The sequence below is a fragment of the Pseudomonas sp. NPDC088429 genome (genome assembly GCF_044753305.1).
Lineage (GTDB): Bacteria > Pseudomonadota > Gammaproteobacteria > Pseudomonadales > Pseudomonadaceae > Aquipseudomonas > Aquipseudomonas rustica.
This window is the reverse complement of sequence record NZ_JBIVMX010000039.1, coordinates 1-17,684: the sequence shown is the minus strand read 5'-3', so window position 1 is coordinate 17,684 and position 17,684 is coordinate 1. Positions and strand designations below refer to the sequence as shown.

The 17,684-nt window shown below is 58.8% G+C and carries 12 protein-coding genes; 6 read left to right on the top strand and 6 right to left on the bottom strand.

What is annotated here, in order from left to right:
* Nucleotides 1-14 precede the first annotated feature (14 nt).
* The gene (locus ACIP66_RS18665; RefSeq protein ID WP_400649870.1) at nucleotides 15-617 is read left to right on the top strand and encodes a DsbA family protein; all 603 of its coding nucleotides are present in this window, start codon (nucleotides 15-17) and stop codon (nucleotides 615-617) included.
* The gene (locus ACIP66_RS18660) at nucleotides 610-2,427 is read left to right on the top strand and encodes an ABC transporter ATP-binding protein (RefSeq protein WP_400649829.1); all 1,818 of its coding nucleotides are present in this window, start codon (nucleotides 610-612) and stop codon (nucleotides 2,425-2,427) included. Before ACIP66_RS18665 ends, ACIP66_RS18660 begins: the two co-directional genes overlap by 8 nt.
* Nucleotides 2,428-2,431: 4 nt before the next feature.
* Here the strand turns inward: ACIP66_RS18660 and ACIP66_RS18655 are convergent, their stop codons facing one another.
* Nucleotides 2,432-6,577, bottom strand: coding sequence for a deaminase domain-containing protein (locus ACIP66_RS18655; protein ID WP_400649826.1), 4,146 nt, complete (start codon nucleotides 6,575-6,577; stop codon nucleotides 2,432-2,434).
* Between the two features lie 216 nt (nucleotides 6,578-6,793).
* Between ACIP66_RS18655 and ACIP66_RS18650 the strand changes: the two genes are divergently transcribed.
* Both ACIP66_RS18650 and ACIP66_RS18645 read left to right on the top strand, forming a co-directional pair.
* Nucleotides 6,794-9,253: an EAL domain-containing protein gene (locus tag ACIP66_RS18650; protein ID WP_212543754.1), complete on the top strand. Its 2,460-nt coding sequence runs from the start codon at nucleotides 6,794-6,796 to the stop codon at nucleotides 9,251-9,253.
* A 79-nt stretch (nucleotides 9,254-9,332) separates the two neighbouring features.
* On the top strand, nucleotides 9,333-10,094 hold the full coding sequence (locus ACIP66_RS18645; protein WP_371925881.1) for a TenA family transcriptional regulator: 762 nt from the start codon (nucleotides 9,333-9,335) through the stop codon (nucleotides 10,092-10,094).
* 139 nt (nucleotides 10,095-10,233) lie between these two features.
* Here ACIP66_RS18645 and ACIP66_RS18640 read toward each other — a convergent pair whose 3' ends face one another.
* From ACIP66_RS18640 to ACIP66_RS18620, 5 genes are all read right to left on the bottom strand, one after another.
* A complete protein-coding gene (locus ACIP66_RS18640; RefSeq protein ID WP_053122473.1) occupies nucleotides 10,234-11,160 on the bottom strand; it encodes a GGDEF domain-containing protein in 927 nt (308 codons plus the stop codon).
* Nucleotides 11,161-11,520: 360 nt separating this feature from the next.
* Nucleotides 11,521-12,261, bottom strand: a complete 741-nt coding sequence (locus tag ACIP66_RS18635) for a YciK family oxidoreductase (RefSeq protein WP_400649823.1) — start codon at nucleotides 12,259-12,261, stop codon at nucleotides 11,521-11,523.
* A 108-nt stretch (nucleotides 12,262-12,369) separates the two neighbouring features.
* Entirely contained in the window at nucleotides 12,370-13,041 is a 672-nt protein-coding gene (gene mupP / locus ACIP66_RS18630) for an N-acetylmuramic acid 6-phosphate phosphatase MupP (RefSeq protein ID WP_038364376.1), read from the bottom strand.
* A gap of 4 nt (nucleotides 13,042-13,045) precedes the next feature.
* Nucleotides 13,046-13,744 (bottom strand): bifunctional 2-polyprenyl-6-hydroxyphenol methylase/3-demethylubiquinol 3-O-methyltransferase UbiG, encoded by a 699-nt coding sequence (ubiG, locus tag ACIP66_RS18625; RefSeq protein ID WP_008079776.1) that lies wholly within the window; start codon nucleotides 13,742-13,744, stop codon nucleotides 13,046-13,048.
* Between the two features lie 56 nt (nucleotides 13,745-13,800).
* Entirely contained in the window at nucleotides 13,801-15,135 is a 1,335-nt protein-coding gene (locus ACIP66_RS18620; protein WP_159811534.1) for a TRZ/ATZ family hydrolase, read from the bottom strand.
* Nucleotides 15,136-15,243: 108 nt separating this feature from the next.
* Here ACIP66_RS18620 and mtnA point away from each other — a divergent pair, with 108 nt between their 5' ends.
* On the top strand, nucleotides 15,244-16,320 hold the full coding sequence (gene mtnA / locus ACIP66_RS18615) for an S-methyl-5-thioribose-1-phosphate isomerase (protein WP_212549005.1): 1,077 nt from the start codon (nucleotides 15,244-15,246) through the stop codon (nucleotides 16,318-16,320).
* 433 nt (nucleotides 16,321-16,753) lie between these two features.
* On the top strand, nucleotides 16,754-17,684 hold a 931-nt coding region (locus ACIP66_RS18610), incomplete at its 3' end, for a DNA gyrase subunit A (protein ID WP_400649817.1).

Below are 17,684 nucleotides of genomic sequence, written 5' to 3'. Positions count from 1 at the left end.
ATGTGATGGACCCGATGTGTTCGTGGTGCTGGGGTTTTGCTCCAGTGGCCAAGGCATTGGTGGAGCAGGCGCAGGCAGCCGGGGTCGAGCTGCATCTGGTGGTCGGCGGTTTGCGCACCGGCAGCGGCTCGGCGTTGGAGCCGACCACGCGGCGCTACATTCTTGAGCACTGGCAAGCGGTCACCGAAGCTACTGGCCAGCCGTTCAGGTTCGACGGCGCGTTGCCCGACGGTTTTGTCTACGACACAGAGCCGGCCTGTCGCGCGATCGTCACCGCGCGCAGCCTGGCCCCGGATTGCGCGTGGACACTGGTCGGACTGATCCAGCACGCGTTTTACGCTGAAGGTCGTGATGTCACCCAAGCCAGCGTGCTGGTGGAACTGGCCGAGCAGGCCGGCGTGCCGCGTATCGAATTTGCTGCGCTCTTCGACCGTGCCGATCAGCACGAAGCCACTTTGGCCGATTTCAATTGGGTGCAGGATCTCGGCATCGCCGGGTTCCCGACCTTGCTCGCCGAGCGTAACGGTCAACTGGCGCTACTGACCAATGGCTATCAACCGCTCAGCGAACTGTCGCCGTTGCTCGGCCGCTGGCTGGAGCGCGCTGCCTGTGCATGATCCGGCCGATGACACGCCAGCCGTAAAGCGTGTCGACCGGCTGAGCTGGGCAGAAGTCCGGCGATTGGCTCTCACACACAAAAAATCCCTGTGGATCGCTAACGGCGTGGCTGTTCTGGCGACGCTGTGCAGCGTGCCGATTCCGCTGCTGCTGCCGTTGCTGGTCGATGAAGTCTTGCTCGGCCACGGCGATGCGGCACTGAAAGTCATGAACCACGTGTTGCCCAGCATGTGGCAGCAAGCGGCAGGCTACATCGGCCTGATGCTGGTGGTGACGCTGACTCTGCGTTGCAGCTCGCTGTGTTTTGGCGTGTTGCAGTCGCGGCTGTTTGCGCGACTGGCCAAGGACATCGTTTACCGCATCCGCGTGCGCCTGATCGAGCGGCTCAAGCGGATTTCCCTCGGCGAATACGAAAGTCTGGGCAGCGGCACGGTGACCACGCACCTGGTCACCGATCTCGATACCCTCGACAAATTCGTCGGCGAAACCCTCAGTCGTTTCCTCGTGGCGATGCTGACCCTGGTCGGCACCGCGAGCATCCTCATGTGGATGCACTGGAAGCTGGCGCTGCTGATTTTGCTGTTCAACCCGCTGGTGATTTACGCCACGGTGCAGTTGGGCAAACGCGTCAAACACCTGAAGAAACTCGAGAACGACAGCACCGCGCGCTTCACTCAGGCGCTGAGTGAAACCCTCGATGCGATTCAGGAAATTCGCGCCGGCAACCGGCAGGGATTCTTCCTCGGCAGGCTCGGCCTGCGCGCGCAGGAAGTGCGCAATTACGCGGTCAACTCGCAATGGAAAACCGACGCCTCCAACCGCGCCAGTGGTTTGTTGTTTCAGTTCGGTATCGATATTTTCCGTGCGGCGGCGATGCTCACCGTGCTGTTTTCCGACCTGTCGATCGGCCAGATGCTCGCGGTGTTCAGTTACCTGTGGTTCATGATCGGCCCGGTCGAACAGCTGCTCAACCTGCAGTACGCCTACTATGCGGCGGGCGGTGCGCTGACGCGGATCAACGAGTTGCTGGCGCGCGCCGATGAACCGCAGTATCCCGGCGGCGTCGATCCGTTCAAGGGTCGCGACACCGTCGGTATTCAGGTGCAAGGGTTGAGCTTCGGTTACGGCGATGAACTGGTGCTCGATCAGCTCGATCTGTCGATTGCCCCCGGTGAGAAGGTCGCGATTGTCGGTGCCAGTGGCGGCGGCAAAAGTACTCTCGTGCAATTGCTGCTGGGGCTGTACACGCCGCTGTCCGGCACCATCCGTTTCGGCGGTTCGACCCAGCAGGAAATCGGCCTCGACACCGTTCGCGAGAACGTCGCGGTCGTGTTGCAACACCCGGCGCTGTTCAACGACACCGTGCGCGCCAACCTGACCATGGGCCGCACGCGCGACGACGAAGCCTGTTGGCAGGCGCTGGAAATCGCCCAGCTCGAAGCAACCATCCGCGCCTTGCCGGATGGCCTCGACAGCATCGTCGGCCGCTCCGGCGTGCGCCTCTCCGGTGGTCAGCGCCAACGTTTGGCGATTGCGCGGATGATCCTCGCCGAGCCAAAAGTGGTGATCCTCGACGAAGCCACCTCGGCCCTCGATGCCGCCACCGAATACAACCTGCATCAGGCCATGGCGCGCTTTCTCAACGGTCGCACCACGCTGATCATTGCCCACCGTTTGTCAGCGGTGAAGCAGGCCGATCGCGTGCTGGTGTTCGACGGCGGGCAAGTGGCTGAAGACGGCGACCATCAACAATTGATCGCCGATGGTGGTTTGTACGCCAAGCTCTATGGGCATTTGCAGCGCCACTGAGTGCTTACTTCCAGAGCACGTTCATCGCCTCCGGCCCGCCTTCATAACCAAACTGCTTCATCACCACCGCGCAGGAATCGCACGGTGCCATTGTCGTGGCGATCGTTATTGAGTCCAGCGTTTGCGGATCGGGGTATTTGCTGCGGATCACGCGGATGAGCTTGCTCTCGGTATCCAGTGAGGTCGGCCGCGCGGTCAGGGCGGGCGAATAGGTCTCAATGTTGTCGATAGTGTGCGGAATCGCGCGGATCTTTCCGGAGTCAGAGACGCTGAGCGAGGTCGCAGAGAACCTGCTCGCATGATCAATGTTGATGTATGTCGTGTCACCAAGCGTTACTTGAGCGGAGTTTTGATGGCGCGCAAACAGAGGCAGAAAGGCTGTGTCGCCTTGTTGCCCGGAAACGCTGACATACACTTCCCGGGTGCCGTTTTGCGTGCTGATTTCAGCGAACGCGATGTTCCGCGGGCTGTGCAATTTTTTCCCGTTGCGCTGGCTGATCAGGTGTTGCAGTTGCTGCATGGTGTTGTCGATCTTCAGCGCTTTCGCTCCGCCCGGGGTTGAATCAACGGTGATCACGGATTTCTCGAACAATGCATTGAACACCCGTGCCGTGGTCTGTCGAATATAGTCCGATGCTGCTCGGGACAGTGACCAGGTCGCGGCACCGTCGCTGGAATGCCTGACAATCATTCGTGTGGAATGGTCGAAAAGAACCGCTTCCCCCGGGCTGGTGTCGACTTTGATCAGTCGCAACGAATCGGGCGGGTGGGTGAGACCGCCAATTGGAATGGCGATTTCTTCCATCGCGTTCAATGCCCGCTCCACGGCTGCGATGCCGTAGATCCGTGCCATGTTGTTGGCATTCAGCGAGCCGGTGTAGACCGTCGTCAGTTCGTCTCTGAGATCCATTGGCAAGGCGTCAGCGTTGCGCAAGGTCAGTGGAGTGGAAAGACTTTGCCCGGAAGGGAGATCGGCGAAAAAGAAATTTCCGGCGCCCAGTCGAGTGAATACGTAATGCTTTGAACCGTCGATGGCAGGCACGACGATTGCCCCGGTTTCGTAGGTATCAATCCGATTCCGCGCTCCAAAGGGGATCTCTACATTGATTCTTGCGTAAATGCCTTTTTGAAATACCAGTGTCGCCGGGTGCTGAGTATTTACTTTCAGGGGCTTCAGTCGCAGTGATTGCGCGGCAATCGCTGGCGTGTAAATGCTGTCCCCAAACCACGGTGCCCAGCCCTTGCTCAGGTCAAAACTGCCAACGGCCGGGGTGGGTGCCGGTTCACGGGTGACATAACGCGTTTTGCAGAATTCGTCCCCGGCGCGCTTGACCCGGCAAGGCAACGCTTTGTACATCGGTTGGTCATCAATCAAATCGGCGCGGCGCAGTTGGTCGCCGTCGAGACGGTATGGGATGTCATCGACCAACAGCGTGGTGCGCCCATCAGTCTCGAATATTTCCCGGACGCGGGCGTGCTCCGGTAAGACTGCCAGCGCGTGGTTTTCGGTCGGCGGCAACGCCTTGAAAGTCGATCTGCCGAGGATGAGCTGTCGGTTGTTATGCAAGCGTGGGCCGTAGGGCAATGACGTTGCAGGGTCGACCAGATGCAGTCGTTTTGAATCCGTTGACCGGGTATGGCGCACGAGCACGTCGTCAATGCCATTGATCGTGGCCAATTGGTCGTTTGGGTTCAGCGCTTTCCATTGGCCGGCATCGATTGCTTGCGGCAGGTTGCGAAACAGTCGGAAGTTCGCAACGTCGCTCAGCGTTCTGATGCCCGCTACGCCCGCGTGACCGGCGACGAGCAGGCCTTTTCCGACACCTTTGAGTAGCGACGGAATGCCATCCAGCGGGTTGAGGTTTTTCACCGAAGACAGCAACAGCTTGCGAGTCAGCGTCGAAAAGGCCGGCAGGCTGGCTTTGACGGTCATGCGCGCCGTGCCAGATGCAGCCTTGATCAAACGAATTGACCCTGACATGAACTTGCCGATAGGGCAAAGAAACGAGGCCAGATCCAATAGCAGCCCGACGCCGCCCAGTACCTTGCTGTCAGCATTGTCTGCCAGCAGATCATCAAGGCTGCCCCAGAAAGGCACGAATCCTTTGACCACTGCTACTAGTGTTTCCCGGCGGCTCTCGCCTTCGGCCCTGAGGATGTCGAAAGCGCTCATGCCCCGGGCATCGATGCGCATCTGCTGTTCATCGACGTAGAGAAACTTCGAAGCGATGTAATTGGCGACTTCATTCAGGCGCGCCATCAGCGCTGCCGGTTGACTGCCTGATGGGACTGCGTCCGCTGACGGTAGATGCGCTACGCGATCGAAATACCCGATGCAATAAGCGCGTTGCGCAGGTGTCGATCCATGGAAATGCGCTTTGTCGTCGATCAACAGCGAAGTGCTGAGGTTGTGTTCGGGCGAATAGGTTTGGTTGGGGATGATCGCGTGCAAAGGAAATTCGGTGCGGACGCCCGCGACGGTGGAAAATCTCAAACCGGGTCGTAAACAAATAAGGCCTGCGCTGGGAATGACTTCGTAGTAACTGATCTCGTCGTCCTTGCTTACCTTGAGCAGGAAGCCCTTTCTGGCCTTTGTGTCTGTGGATTGTCCATCCTGTTTGATCGGTATTCGTAGACGCAACACCTCGACATCGCCCTGTGAAATGGCTATGCGTTCAACGAGGGGCAGGGAAGTCAGCAGGCTGGCGATCAGGGTTTGATAGGCCTTGGTGGCGGTCGTCAGATAGCGGTCGAAGGCGGATTCGAATGCTGTGTTGATATTCGGCAATGACTTGCCATTGGGAATGACCCCCCCGGAAAAATAGGGTCGGTAATCCCCCGCAGCATCTTTGCGCTCGAGATGGCAGCGTCGGTTCTTGTCGATTCGAAACGTTGTGCTCGTGCGCGTCTTGCCATCGGCCTCGGTAACGCCCCATCTCTTTTCGTTTTCAAACTGGTCGTCAGCGTAGAGGTCGAGAAAGGCGTAGCTGGTTAGCTTCACCGTCGGCATATCCTTGAAAGACAACGACGCAGGTGGCTCAAGGGGGAAAAATCTGGGGCCGACGGACTCCAGTGCATAGGGGCCGAACTGGTCGTTTTTGATCTGTCTGGCCATCTTCAGCCTTTCAGGAGTGGGTTCTTCCAGCGTCATCACGGCCGTGTTCAAACTTGCGCTGTGAACCTCCAGCGCCGTCATCGCTCGTTCGATGTCTTCCTCGCTGTAATCTTGGGCATCTCGCGACTCAACAAATCCCATGCACACCGCCCATTCCAGTGCGGGGCCAAGCCGTAATCTGGCGATGAGTTCAAGTTGTTCGGGAGCAGCGCCGTCACTGTGTTGCAAAGGCAAATTCACCATTGTCTGAAAAGACAGCGGGTGGGCGCGATTCAGCTCCAACGCCTCGGCAAGCAGTACGCCATGCATGAAGTTGACCCACACCACCGAGCTTTTATAACGCAACTCGGACGGCACATCGCTGACTGCAAAATCCCCGGAGAGTCGGTTCCGGGAGATCCGCGCCAGGATGATCGCCTCTTTGCAGTCGGCCGCACGAAGGCTGCGTTGCAGGTGCTGTTCAAAGTCATCGTGCAAAGTCTGGTAACTCTTGCCCCAGTGGGCGGGTGCTTGCCAGTCGAAACCGGCGAGCACCTGTGGCTCATCGGCCATTGGCTTGTGCAGGTAAAGGCAGATGGCTTTGCAGAGCAGTTGATAGCGCACCGACGGGGCCGTCTTTTCGCCCGGTAGCGCGCCATACCACTTGAGTGTCTTCAGCAGGCGGTCGGTCAGATCCTGTGAGGGGGCAGAGTCGAGTATTCGCTGGAGAAACACCGAGGGGGTTGCGCGTACGTCGTCACTGGATGCGCGATACATCACGTCGCTGGCCAAACGGCGGATCAATTGCGGACTCGACTTCATGAAGTCTTTGACGGTGTCGTAGATTCGCTCATCCATCCGTTGCGCGTTGTATGCATCGATGGTCAGTGACTGCGCGAGCGCGGATCTCCCACGTAAATGTGCTTTGTGACGTTTGTAATCGCGGGCGGTCGGGCGGGCAATCAACGCATCGATATTCACGGCGCCATCCAGCCCCAGCGCCTGTCTGGCGATCGATTCTGCCGTGTCGGGTGCAGCTAAAGAGGTTAATGTCATGTCGCACTCCTTGCGAAGGGTTCCTCCCACAGAAGGGGAAACCTGAAGTGCTGAGTAAATCGGGTATCGAGGTTGCCGTGGCGGTACATATATATACCTGCGCCGCCGTACTGCACTGAGGCTGATCCGCCGCTTGCCCTAACCGGGATCGCCTCCTAGTCTAGGAAGGTGGTCTGATCGGAAGGGATGATCAGGCAGTGCCATACAAGGGATCCCATGAAGCAAAAGCGGACGCTCGGAACGCCACGTTTGTTGGGCATCGTCTGGCCTTTCATTGCCGTCGTGTTGTTTCAGGCGTTATTGGGCGGTGTGAGTCTTTATGTCCTGTCGGCCGTGCGTGGTTACGTGGCGGGCGAGAGCCTGTGGTCGAAAGGTCAGAAAGACGCTATTTATTACCTCAACCTGTACGCCGACAGCCGTGACGAGGCGATCTTCCTCAAGTATCAGGACGCCATTGCCGTGCCGCAGGGCGGTCATCAATTGCGCGTCGCCCTGGATCGTCAGCCACCGGATCTGGAATCCGCGCGTGAAGGCATTCTCAAGGGTGGCAACCATCCGGATGACGTCTCCAGCCTGATCTGGCTGTACCTCAATTTTCGTCATTTCAGTTATCTGGAAAGGGCGATCGACCGCTGGACGGTGGGCGATGCCTATCTGGTGGAGCTGGATAACGTGGCTCGCGAGATGCACCACAGCATCACCGAGAACACCGCGTCCGATGCTGATGTTCGCCTCTGGAAAGCGCAGATTTTTGATATCAACGACGGCGTGACGCCGGCGGCCAAAGCGTTCAGTGATGCCTTGGGTGAAGGCTCGCGGGTGATTCTGCGGCTGTTGCTGTTCACCAACCTCGCCACCGCGCTGGGGTTGATCGTGCTGGCGCTGTTGCGCACCCGCAAGTTGCTCAAACAACGCCACGCGTTTGCCGAAGCCCTGCAACTGGAAAAAGATCGTGCGCATGTCACGCTGCATTCGATTGGCGACGGCGTGATCACAACGGATGTCGACGGCGCTATCGACTATATGAACCCGGCTGCCGAGGCCCTGACCCACTGGAAAGCCGAGCAGGCTGCCGGCTTGCCGTTGGCGGCCTTGTTCAATTTGCTCGATGACAACGCGCAGGCCGAAGGGCTGACGCTGATCGAACACATTCTCAGCGGCCAGCTCAGTGGTGGCAGCGAACACTCCAAACTGATTCAGCGACTCGACGGCAGCACGGTGTCGGTGACGCTGGTCGGCGCGCCAATCCGCAATGCCGGCAAAGTCAGCGGCACGGTGCTGGTGTTGCACGACATGACCCAGGAGCGGCAGTACATCGCCAATCTGTCGTGGCAGGCAACCCACGATGCGCTGACCGGGCTGGCCAACCGCCGCGAGTTCGAATATCGCCTGGAGCAAGCCCTGCACAATCTCTCGCGGCAGGGCGGGCGACATGCGCTGATGTTCCTCGATCTCGACCAGTTCAAACTGGTCAACGACACCTGCGGTCACGCGGCGGGCGATGAGTTGTTGCGGCATATCTGCGCGTTGCTGCAATCAGGCCTGCGCGAGGGCGACACCCTGGCGCGGCTGGGTGGTGATGAGTTCGGGATCTTGCTGGAGAACTGCGCGCTGGAAGCAGCGGAGAAGATTGCCGACAGCCTGCGCCAGACCGTGCAGAACCTGCATTTCGTGTGGAAAGGCCGTCCATTTCTGACCACCGTCAGTATCGGCCTGGTGCATGTCGGTCAGACGCCGACCACCCTCGAAGCGTCGCTGCGCGCCGCCGACATGGCCTGCTACATGGCCAAGGAAAAGGGCCGCAATCGGGTGCAGGTCTATCACGCCGACGATTCCGAGCTGTCCCTGCGCTTCGGCGAGATGGCCTGGGTGCAACGCTTGCACATGGCACTGGAGGAAAACCGTTTCTGCCTGTACGCCCAGGAAATCGCCCCGCTGGGCGGCATTCAGGATGGCCGCGCGCACATCGAAATTTTGCTGCGCCTGCATGATGAATCCGGCCGGATGATTCTTCCGGACAGTTTCATTCCGGCCGCTGAACGTTATGGATTGATGAGTCAGTTAGATCGTTGGGTTGTGCAAAACGTATTTAAGGTTATTGCTCAATGTATTGCAGAAGAACATGAAGGCCCGTTGGCGATGTGTGCGATTAATCTGTCAGGCATTACTATAGGAGATGACGCGTTTTTGCACTTCCTGCGGGAACAGTTTGTTAACTATGCCATCCCGCCTGAAATGATTTGTTTTGAAATTACAGAAACCAGTGCTATTTCAAATTTAGGCAGTGCAATACGTTTTATTAATGAACTCAAAGGCTTAGGTTGTTACTTTTCGCTGGATGACTTTTGTGCCGGAATGTCTTCATTCGCTTACTTGAAACATTTACCTGTAGACTTCCTGAAGATCGACGGGAGTTTCGTAAAGGATATGCTGGACGACCCGATTAACCGCGCAATGGTCGAAGTGATCAATCACATCGGGCATGTCATGGGTAAGCAGACAATTGCCGAATTTGTTGAAACAACCCAGATCGAACAAGCCTTGCTTGAGATCGGAGTTGATTACGCTCAGGGTTACGTTATTGAGCGTCCGCAGTTGTTTACCTGTGACAGTTTGCAAAGTCGGCCCGCCAGACCGCAGCCGCTGTTATTCAAAGCGCCTGGCACGTTCCGTTGAAATCTCTTGCCGATCCTTATAATCACAAATCAAAAGGAGCCGAACAGTGATCGACACATTCAACCGAACCGGACCACTCATGGAAGCTGCAAGTTATCCTGCCTGGGCACAACAGCTCATTGAGGATTGCAGCGAGAGCAAGCGCCGGGTTGTCGAACATGAGTTGTATCTGCGCATGCGTGATAACAAGCTCAGCGCAAAAACCATGCGTCAGTACCTTGTCGGGGGCTGGCCGGTAGTTGAGCAGTTCGCGTTGTACATGGCGCAGAACCTGACCAAAACCAAGTTCGCCCGGCATCCGGGTGAAGACATGGCGCGGCGCTGGTTGATGCGCAATATCCGCGTCGAACTCAACCACGCCGATTATTGGGTGCACTGGAGTCGCGCGCACGGTGTCAGTCTCGAAGACCTGCAAGCACAACAAGTGCCGCCGGAATTGCATGCCTTGAGTCATTGGTGCTGGCACACCAGTTCCGCCGATTCGCTGATCGTGGCCATTGCCGCCACTAACTATGCAATTGAAGGCGCAACGGGTGAGTGGTCAGCGGTGGTGTGCTCCACGGGCGTTTACGCCGCCGCGTTCCCGGAAGAGGATCGCAAGCGCGCGATGAAGTGGCTGAAGATGCATGCGCAGTACGATGATGCGCATCCATGGGAAGCGCTGGAGATCATCTGCACGCTGGCGGGGATGAACCCGAGCAAGGCCTTGCAGACCGAGCTGCGTCAGGCGGTGTGCAAGAGCTACGACTATATGTACCTGTTCCTCGAACGGTGCATGCAACTGGAAACGTCCGAGCGATTGCTTGTAAGCCGTGAGCGCAGGGCGGTAGTCGAGAGCTGATTCCGGCTAACACCGCGTAAAAAAATGTAGGAGTGAGCCTGCTCGCGATTGCGGACTGTCAGTCAACATCATTGTTGAATGTCAGATCGCATCGCGAGCAGGCTCGCTCCTACATTTGATTTGGGGGTGTCCGGAGGGCTTAACCCGCCATTGCCAAGCGGTTACGACCTTCGCGCTTGGCCACATACAGCGCACTGTCCGCGCGGCGCAACAGGCTCTCCGCCGATTCCCCCGGCAGCAGCGTCGAGCAGCCCAGACTCACCGTCAACTCGATCAACTGGCCATCCGCGTAATACTCGGCAGCCTGCGCTGCATAACGCAGTCGCTCGCCAACCATCGCCGCCGCCTCGCGGCTGGTGTTCGACAGCAGAATCAAAAACTCTTCACCGCCATAACGAAAGACCATGTCGACGTTGCGCAACTGACCCTTGATCGACGCCGCCACGGCTTTGAGCACGTCATCACCGGCGCTGTGCCCATGGCTGTCGTTGACGCGTTTGAAGTGGTCGATATCCAGCATCAACACAGACAGTGGCTGCCCGTGCCGGCGCGACATGTCGATCTCGCGTTGCAGGGTCTGCTCCATGGCAATGCGGTTGCCGGCGCCGGTCAGCGGATCTCGCAGAGCACTTTGCGTCGCGGCGCGGTAGAGCAGGGCGTTGCGCATCGGATACAGCAGCGACGACAGCAGTGATTCGAGGTTGCCCTGATCCTGTTCGTTGAAACGCTGATTGCGGCGGAACACCAGTTCGCCCATGTGCTCGCCTTCGTGGCTCAAGCTGTAGCTGACCGAATGGTGACCGCGAGCGCCGAACTCCAGCCGCAGGTCGCTGCCCTGATGCACGTAGCTCAAGGCGTCCAGCGGCACGAGGCGTTGAACCTCACGGAAAAACAGCCCGAGGATACGCTGCGGTTCAAGACTGGTTTGCAGTTGCAGGCTCAGTTGCTGGCGCAGCTGCGCAAGACTGGTCGGTCGCTCCAGCAAGGGAGGCAGTTGACCGAAGCCCAGGCGTTGCAATTTGGCGCTGTCGAAGTCAATTGCATTGGTCTGGGAGGGTGATTTCATATGGCGTGAACCCTTAGCAGTAAGTCTGTCTTACAGGCTGGGTGAGAGCGGCTATGGGCTGCGCGTCATACTGATCCATCAGTCCCGTAGGACGTTTGGCGTAAGTTTAGTCTGCCTGATGACGATTAGTAAGCTATCGAAATCGGCCTCGCCCCATTGCCTTCACGCGGCTTGCTTTGAGGAAAATTAGAGCGAAAGTCGTGCCATTCGGTTCATATTTGTTAAAACCGTTTTTATTCAATGGCTTGCGAGCTTGCGGGGAAAGTTCGCGCTGGATAATTGACTAAATTGTGACGGCCGCGAGCGGCAAATGTTGGCCGCGACGGGAATCCGCCGCGGCAACAAAGCCGACGTATGGCACTACTGAGCGTTGAAAGCCTGGCCGTTGATGCCGGTGCTGTCCGGGCCCATCAGATACAGATAGACCGGCATGATCTCCTCTGGCGTCGGGTTGTTCAGCGGGTTTTCCCCCGGATACGCCTGAGCACGCATGCTGGTGCGAGTGGCGCCGGGGTTGATGCTGTTGGAGCGCACCGGCGCCACGGTTTCGAGTTCGTCGGCAAGGGTTTGCATCAAACCTTCGGTGGCAAACTTCGACACGCCATAAGCGCCCCAATAGGCGCGGCCCTTACGACCGACGCTGCTGGAGGTAAAGACAACAGAAGCATCCTGCGACAGCTTGAGCAGCGGCAGCAGGGTGCTGGTCAGCATGAACATGGCGTTGACGTTGATCTGCATGACGCGCATGAAATTCTCGCCGGACAACTGCTCGATCGGCGTGCGCGGGCCGATGATCGAGGCGTTGTGCAGCAGACCGTCGAGGTGGCCGAATTCAGCTTCGATCATCGCTGCCAGTTCATCGTATTGATGGGGCAGGGCGGTTTCGAGGTTGAACGGAATCACTGCCGGCTGCGGATGGCCCGCCGCTTCGATCTCGTCGTAGATCTGCGTCAGATTGGCTTCGGTCTTGCCCAGCAGCAGCACGGTCGCGCCGTGAGCGGCGTAGGTTTTCGCCGCAGCCGCGCCAATGCCACGCCCGGCACCGGTGACCAGAATGACCCGATCCTTGAGCAATTCGGGACGAGCGGAGTAATCAAACATAAAAACCTCACAATCCATTAATAGCTAAAAGATCGCAGCCTGCGGCAGCTCCTACAGGGCAGTAAATATCTGTAGGAGCTGCCGCAGGCTGCGATCTTTTGACCTTGATCAGCAGCTGCAGAGCGCGCTATCGAGCACCTTGCGCAACTCCGACGGATGATCCACCACCACGTCCGCGCCCCAATGCCGCGGGTTGTCGTCCGGGTGGATGTAGCCAAACGTCACCGCCGCGGTTTTCGTGCCGGCGTCGCGCCCCGATTCGATGTCGCGCAGATCATCGCCCACAAACAAAACCGTCGATGGATCCAGATCAAGCATCTTGCACGCGAGGATCAATGGCTCCGGATCCGGCTTGCTGTTTTTCACGTGATCCGGGCAGATCAGTAGCGCCGAACGTTCGGCCAGCCCCAACTGCTGCATGATCGGTTCAGCAAAGCGCAGCGGCTTGTTGGTCACCACGCCCCAGATCAGGTTGGCCTTTTCGATGTCGGCGAGCAGTTCGCCCATGCCGTCGAACAGCTTGCTGTGTACGGCGCAGCCGACCAGATAGCGCTCAAGGAACTCAAGGCGCAATTCCTCGAAGCCCGGCGATTCCGGATCCATCGAGAACGTCACCGCGACCATGGCTTTGGCGCCGCCGGAAATCTCGTCGCGAATGTGCTTGTCGTTGATCGGCGGCAGGCCGCGATCGGCGCGCATTGCCTGGCAGATGGCGATGAAGTCCGGCGCCGTGTCGAGCAGGGTGCCGTCCATGTCGAAGAGAACCGCTCTGATGGCCATCGGCTTACTCCTCGCGCAGGGTCTGGATCATGTAGTTGACGTCAACGTCGCTGGCCAGTTTGTAGTGTTTGGTCAGCGGGTTGTAGGTCAGTCCGATGATGTCCTTCACGGTCAGGCCGGCCATGCGGCTCCAGGCGCCGAGCTCGGACGGGCGGATGAATTTCTTGAAGTCGTGGGTGCCGCGCGGCAGCAACTTCATGATGTATTCAGCGCCGACGATGGCGAACAAGTACGCCTTCGGATTACGGTTGATGGTCGAGAAGAACACCTGGCCGCCCGGTTTGACCATGCGGAAGCAGGCACGGATCACCGAGGATGGATCCGGCACGTGCTCGAGCATTTCAAGGCAGGTCACTACGTCGAACTGCTCAGGCATTTCTTCAGCGAGGTCTTCGGCAGTGATCTGGCGGTATTCGACGTTGACGCCGGATTCCAGCTGATGCAGTTGCGCGACCGCTAGCGGCGCTTCGCCCATGTCGATGCCCATCACGGTGGCGCCACGTTGGGCCATGGCTTCGCTGAGGATGCCGCCGCCGCAACCGACGTCGAGGACTTTCTTGCCGGCCAGATTGACCCGCTCGTCGATCCAGTTGACGCGCAGCGGGTTAATGTCGTGCAGCGGTTTGAATTCGCTTTCACGATCCCACCAGCGATGGGCCAGGGCTTCGAATTTGGCGATTTCGGCGTGGTCGACGTTGCTCATGTTAAATCCTCTAAAACTTGAAAAAGGTTGTAGCCCCGGTTTGTGTTCCGGGGTTTTTACGATTCTTTGTGGCCGCTGATGCGCTGGCCCCAGGCCCGGGCGGTGGCGCCCAGTTGTGCTTCGTCCAGTCGCGTCAGGCGGCGGTCGTCGAGCAGTTGTTTGCCGGCGACCCACAGATGTTTCACGCAGTCGCGGCCGGTGGCGTATATAAGCTGCGACACCGGGTCATACACCGGTTGCTGGGCCAGGCCGGACAGATCGAAAGCGACGATGTCGGCGGCTTTGCCGATTTCCAGCGAACCCACTTGCGCTTCGATCCCCAGTGCCCGCGCGCCATTCAGCGTGGCCATGCGCAGCGCACGATGGGCGTCGAGCGCGGTGGCCGAACCGGCGACGGCTTTCGCCAACAGCGCAGCAGTGCGGGTTTCACCGAGCAAATCGAGATCATTGTTGCTCGCTGCGCCATCGGTGCCGACCGCAACGTTCACCCCAGCCTGCCACAAACGCTCGACCGGGCAGAAGCCGCTGGCCAGTTTGAGGTTGGATTCCGGGCAATGGATCACGCTGGTGTTGCTTTCTACCAGCAACGCCAGGTCGTCATCGCTGATCTGGGTCATGTGCACGGCCTGGAAACGCGGGCCGAGCAAGCCTAGGCGGCCGAGGCGGGCGAGCGGGCGTTCGCCGAGCTTCTCCAATGACTGCTGAACTTCGAACGCGGTTTCGTGCACATGCATATGAATCGATGCATCGAGCTCCTCGGCAATCACGCGGATTTTTTCCAGATTCTCGTCGCCGACGGTGTACGGTGCATGAGGGCCGAAGGTGATCTTGATGCGTTCGTGATGCTTCAAGTCGCCGAACAATTCGACGCCCTGACGAATGGCTTCATCGGCACTGCTCGCGCCCGGGATCGGGAAATCGAGGATTGGAATGGCGATTTGCGCGCGAATGCCGCTGTTGTGCACGCGCTCGCTGGCGACTTTCGGGAAGAAGTACATGTCCGAGAAGCAAGTGATGCCACCCTTGATCTGCTCGGCGATGGCCAGATCGGTGCCGTCGCGGACGAAATCTTCATCGACCCATTTCGCTTCGGCCGGCCAGATGTGGTTTTCCAGCCAGGTCATCAGCGGCAGATCATCGGCCAGGCCGCGGAACAACGTCATCGCCGCGTGGCCGTGCGCATTGATCAGGCCGGGGGCGAGCAGTACATCCGGCAATTCGCGGACTTCGCTGGCGTTACACTTCAATGCTTCGGCGCGCGGGCCGATAAACACGATGCGACCGTCGCGGATGCCCAGGCCATGCTCCTTGAGCACAACGCCTGCGGGTTCGACGGGTACCAGCCAGGTCGGCAGCAATAATAAGTCGAGCGCAATGGCAGGTTTCGGCATCGAGGGTCGGTTCCAGTGCTTTTGTAAAGGATGGCGAAGTATACCCGAGCGTCTTCGCGGGGGGATCGCTATAATCGGCGGCTTTTGTTCATGAGTGCGGGGTGTGGGATGCGCGATCGACTGTTGGCTGCGGAGAAAGTGAAGGCCATCGATTGGCGAGACGGCGCGCTGCACCTGCTGGATCAGCGTATTTTGCCGTTTGAAGAAACGTGGATTGCCTACACCAGCGCCGCCGGCGTGGCCGAGGCGATTCGCTCGATGGTGGTGCGTGGCGCGCCGGCCATCGGCATCAGTGCGGCCTATGGCATCGTGCTCGCCGCGCGTGCGCGGATCGCTGAAGGTGGCGACTGGTACGCGGCGCTGGAAGAGGATTTCGCCTTGCTGGCTGATTCCCGTCCGACTGCGGTCAATTTGTTCTGGGCGCTCGGCCGTATGCACGATCGCCTGGATCGCGTGAGAGAAAACGCCGATCCGTTGGCGGCGCTGGAAGCCGAGGCGATCGCTATTCATGAAAGCGACCGTGAAGCCAACCTGACGATGGCGCAGCTCGGCGTCGACCTGATCCGCAAGCATCAGGGCAATGCTCAGGCGATTCTGACCCATTGCAACACTGGCGCGCTGGCCACAGGCGGTTTCGGTACCGCGCTGGGTGTGATTCGCGCAGCCTTTATTGAAGGCATGGTCGAGCGCGTTTACGCCGACGAAACCCGTCCGTGGCTGCAAGGCTCGCGTTTGACCGCGTGGGAACTGGCCAACGAAGGCATTCCGGTGACCCTGAACGCCGACTCCGCTGCTGCACACATCATGAAAACCAAAGGTGTGACCTGGGTGATCGTGGGCGCCGACCGCATCACTGCCAATGGTGACGTGGCGAACAAGATCGGCACCTATCAACTGGCGGTCAACGCCATGCACCACGGCGTGCGTTTCATGGTGGTGGCGCCGAGTTCGACCATCGACATGAACCTTGCCAGCGGCGACGACATCCCGATCGAAGAGCGCGATGGCGCCGAGTTGCTGGAAGTCGGCGGCAAGCGCGTCGGTGCCGACGTTGAAGCGTTCAACCCGGTGTTTGACGTGACGCCGGCGGATCTGATCGACGCGATCGTCACCGAGAAAGGCATCGTCGAGCGCCCGGATACCGCGAAAATGGCCCAGTTGATGTGCCGCAAACGCCTGCATTGATGCGGTGACACTCAATGTAGGAGCTGCCGAAGGCTGCGATCTTTTGACTTTGTTTTTAGAAGACAAAGTCAAAAGATCGCAGCCTTCGGCAGCTCCTACAGGTGTGCGCACCCCAAAAAGTCAATAAACATCGTTAAACCGAGCCCCATTTCTGCATTCAAAGAAGCTCTAAGCCTCTCTCGTCCCCGTTAAGCCTGTCACCGGTCAACTAACTATGCTCCATGCGCATCTGGGGGATAGGTGCGTGGCGGCCTTTGTGATAACATCCGGCGTTTTCCGAGGCAGCTTCACGAAGCTGTCTTTACTGCGCAAATCCACGCTCCAATGTTGATTTGTCGTAAGTCGGCGCATGGCACTCGGCCGGCCCCGACGAGCTTCGTTGGTCCCATATGGATATGACGAAGTTTCACCAGAAAAAGGAATCAGGCTTCTCATGGGCGAACTGGCCAAAGAAATCCTCCCGGTCAATATCGAAGACGAGCTGAAGCAGTCCTACCTCGACTACGCGATGAGCGTAATCGTCGGCCGTGCACTGCCGGATGCGCGCGATGGCCTCAAGCCCGTGCACCGTCGCGTACTGTTCGCGATGAGCGAGCTGGGTAACGACTACAACAAGCCGTACAAGAAATCTGCCCGTGTTGTCGGCGACGTGATCGGTAAGTATCACCCGCACGGTGATACTGCGGTGTACTACACCATCGTTCGTATGGCCCAGCCTTTCTCCCTGCGCTACCTGCTGGTAGACGGTCAGGGCAACTTCGGTTCGGTCGACGGCGACAACGCTGCGGCGATGCGATACACCGAAGTGCGCATGACCAAGCTGGCGCACGAGCTGCTGGCTGACCTGCACAAAGAAACCGTGGACTGGGTGCCGAACTACGACGGCACCGAAATGATCCCGGCGGTCATGCCGACCCGTATCCCCAACCTGCTGGTCAACGGCTCCAGCGGTATCGCCGTGGGCATGGCGACCAACATCCCGCCGCACAACCTCGGTGAAGTCATCGACGGTTGCCTGGCGCTCATCGACAACCCTGAGCTGACCGTCGATGAACTGATGCAATACATCCCCGGTCCGGACTTCCCGACCGCCGCGATCATCAACGGTCGCGCCGGTATCATCGAAGCCTACCGCACCGGTCGCGGGCGTATTTACATGCGCGCCCGCTCGATCATTGAAGACATCGACAAGGTCGGTGGCCGTCAGCAGATCGTTATTACCGAACTCCCTTACCAGTTGAACAAGGCGCGTCTGATCGAGAAGATCGCCGAGCTGGTTAAAGAGAAGAAGCTGGAAGGCATCACCGAACTGCGCGACGAGTCCGACAAGGACGGTATGCGCGTCGTGATCGAACTGCGTCGCG

Coding starts and splice junctions, on each gene's coding strand:
- mtnA (WP_212549005.1), top strand. CDS start 15,244: ATGCGCGATCGACTGTTGGCTGCGGAGAAAGTGAAGGCCATCGATTGG.
- ACIP66_RS18635 (WP_400649823.1), bottom strand. CDS start 12,261: ATGTTTGATTACTCCGCTCGTCCCGAATTGCTCAAGGATCGGGTCATT.
- ACIP66_RS18655 (WP_400649826.1), bottom strand. CDS start 6,577: ATGACATTAACCTCTTTAGCTGCACCCGACACGGCAGAATCGATCGCC.
- mupP (WP_038364376.1), bottom strand. CDS start 13,041: ATGGCCATCAGAGCGGTTCTCTTCGACATGGACGGCACCCTGCTCGAC.
- ubiG (WP_008079776.1), bottom strand. CDS start 13,744: ATGAGCAACGTCGACCACGCCGAAATCGCCAAATTCGAAGCCCTGGCC.
- ACIP66_RS18650 (WP_212543754.1), top strand. CDS start 6,794: ATGAAGCAAAAGCGGACGCTCGGAACGCCACGTTTGTTGGGCATCGTC.
- ACIP66_RS18665 (WP_400649870.1), top strand. CDS start 15: ATGTGTTCGTGGTGCTGGGGTTTTGCTCCAGTGGCCAAGGCATTGGTG.
- ACIP66_RS18640 (WP_053122473.1), bottom strand. CDS start 11,160: ATGAAATCACCCTCCCAGACCAATGCAATTGACTTCGACAGCGCCAAA.
- ACIP66_RS18645 (WP_371925881.1), top strand. CDS start 9,333: ATGGAAGCTGCAAGTTATCCTGCCTGGGCACAACAGCTCATTGAGGAT.
- ACIP66_RS18620 (WP_159811534.1), bottom strand. CDS start 15,135: ATGCCGAAACCTGCCATTGCGCTCGACTTATTATTGCTGCCGACCTGG.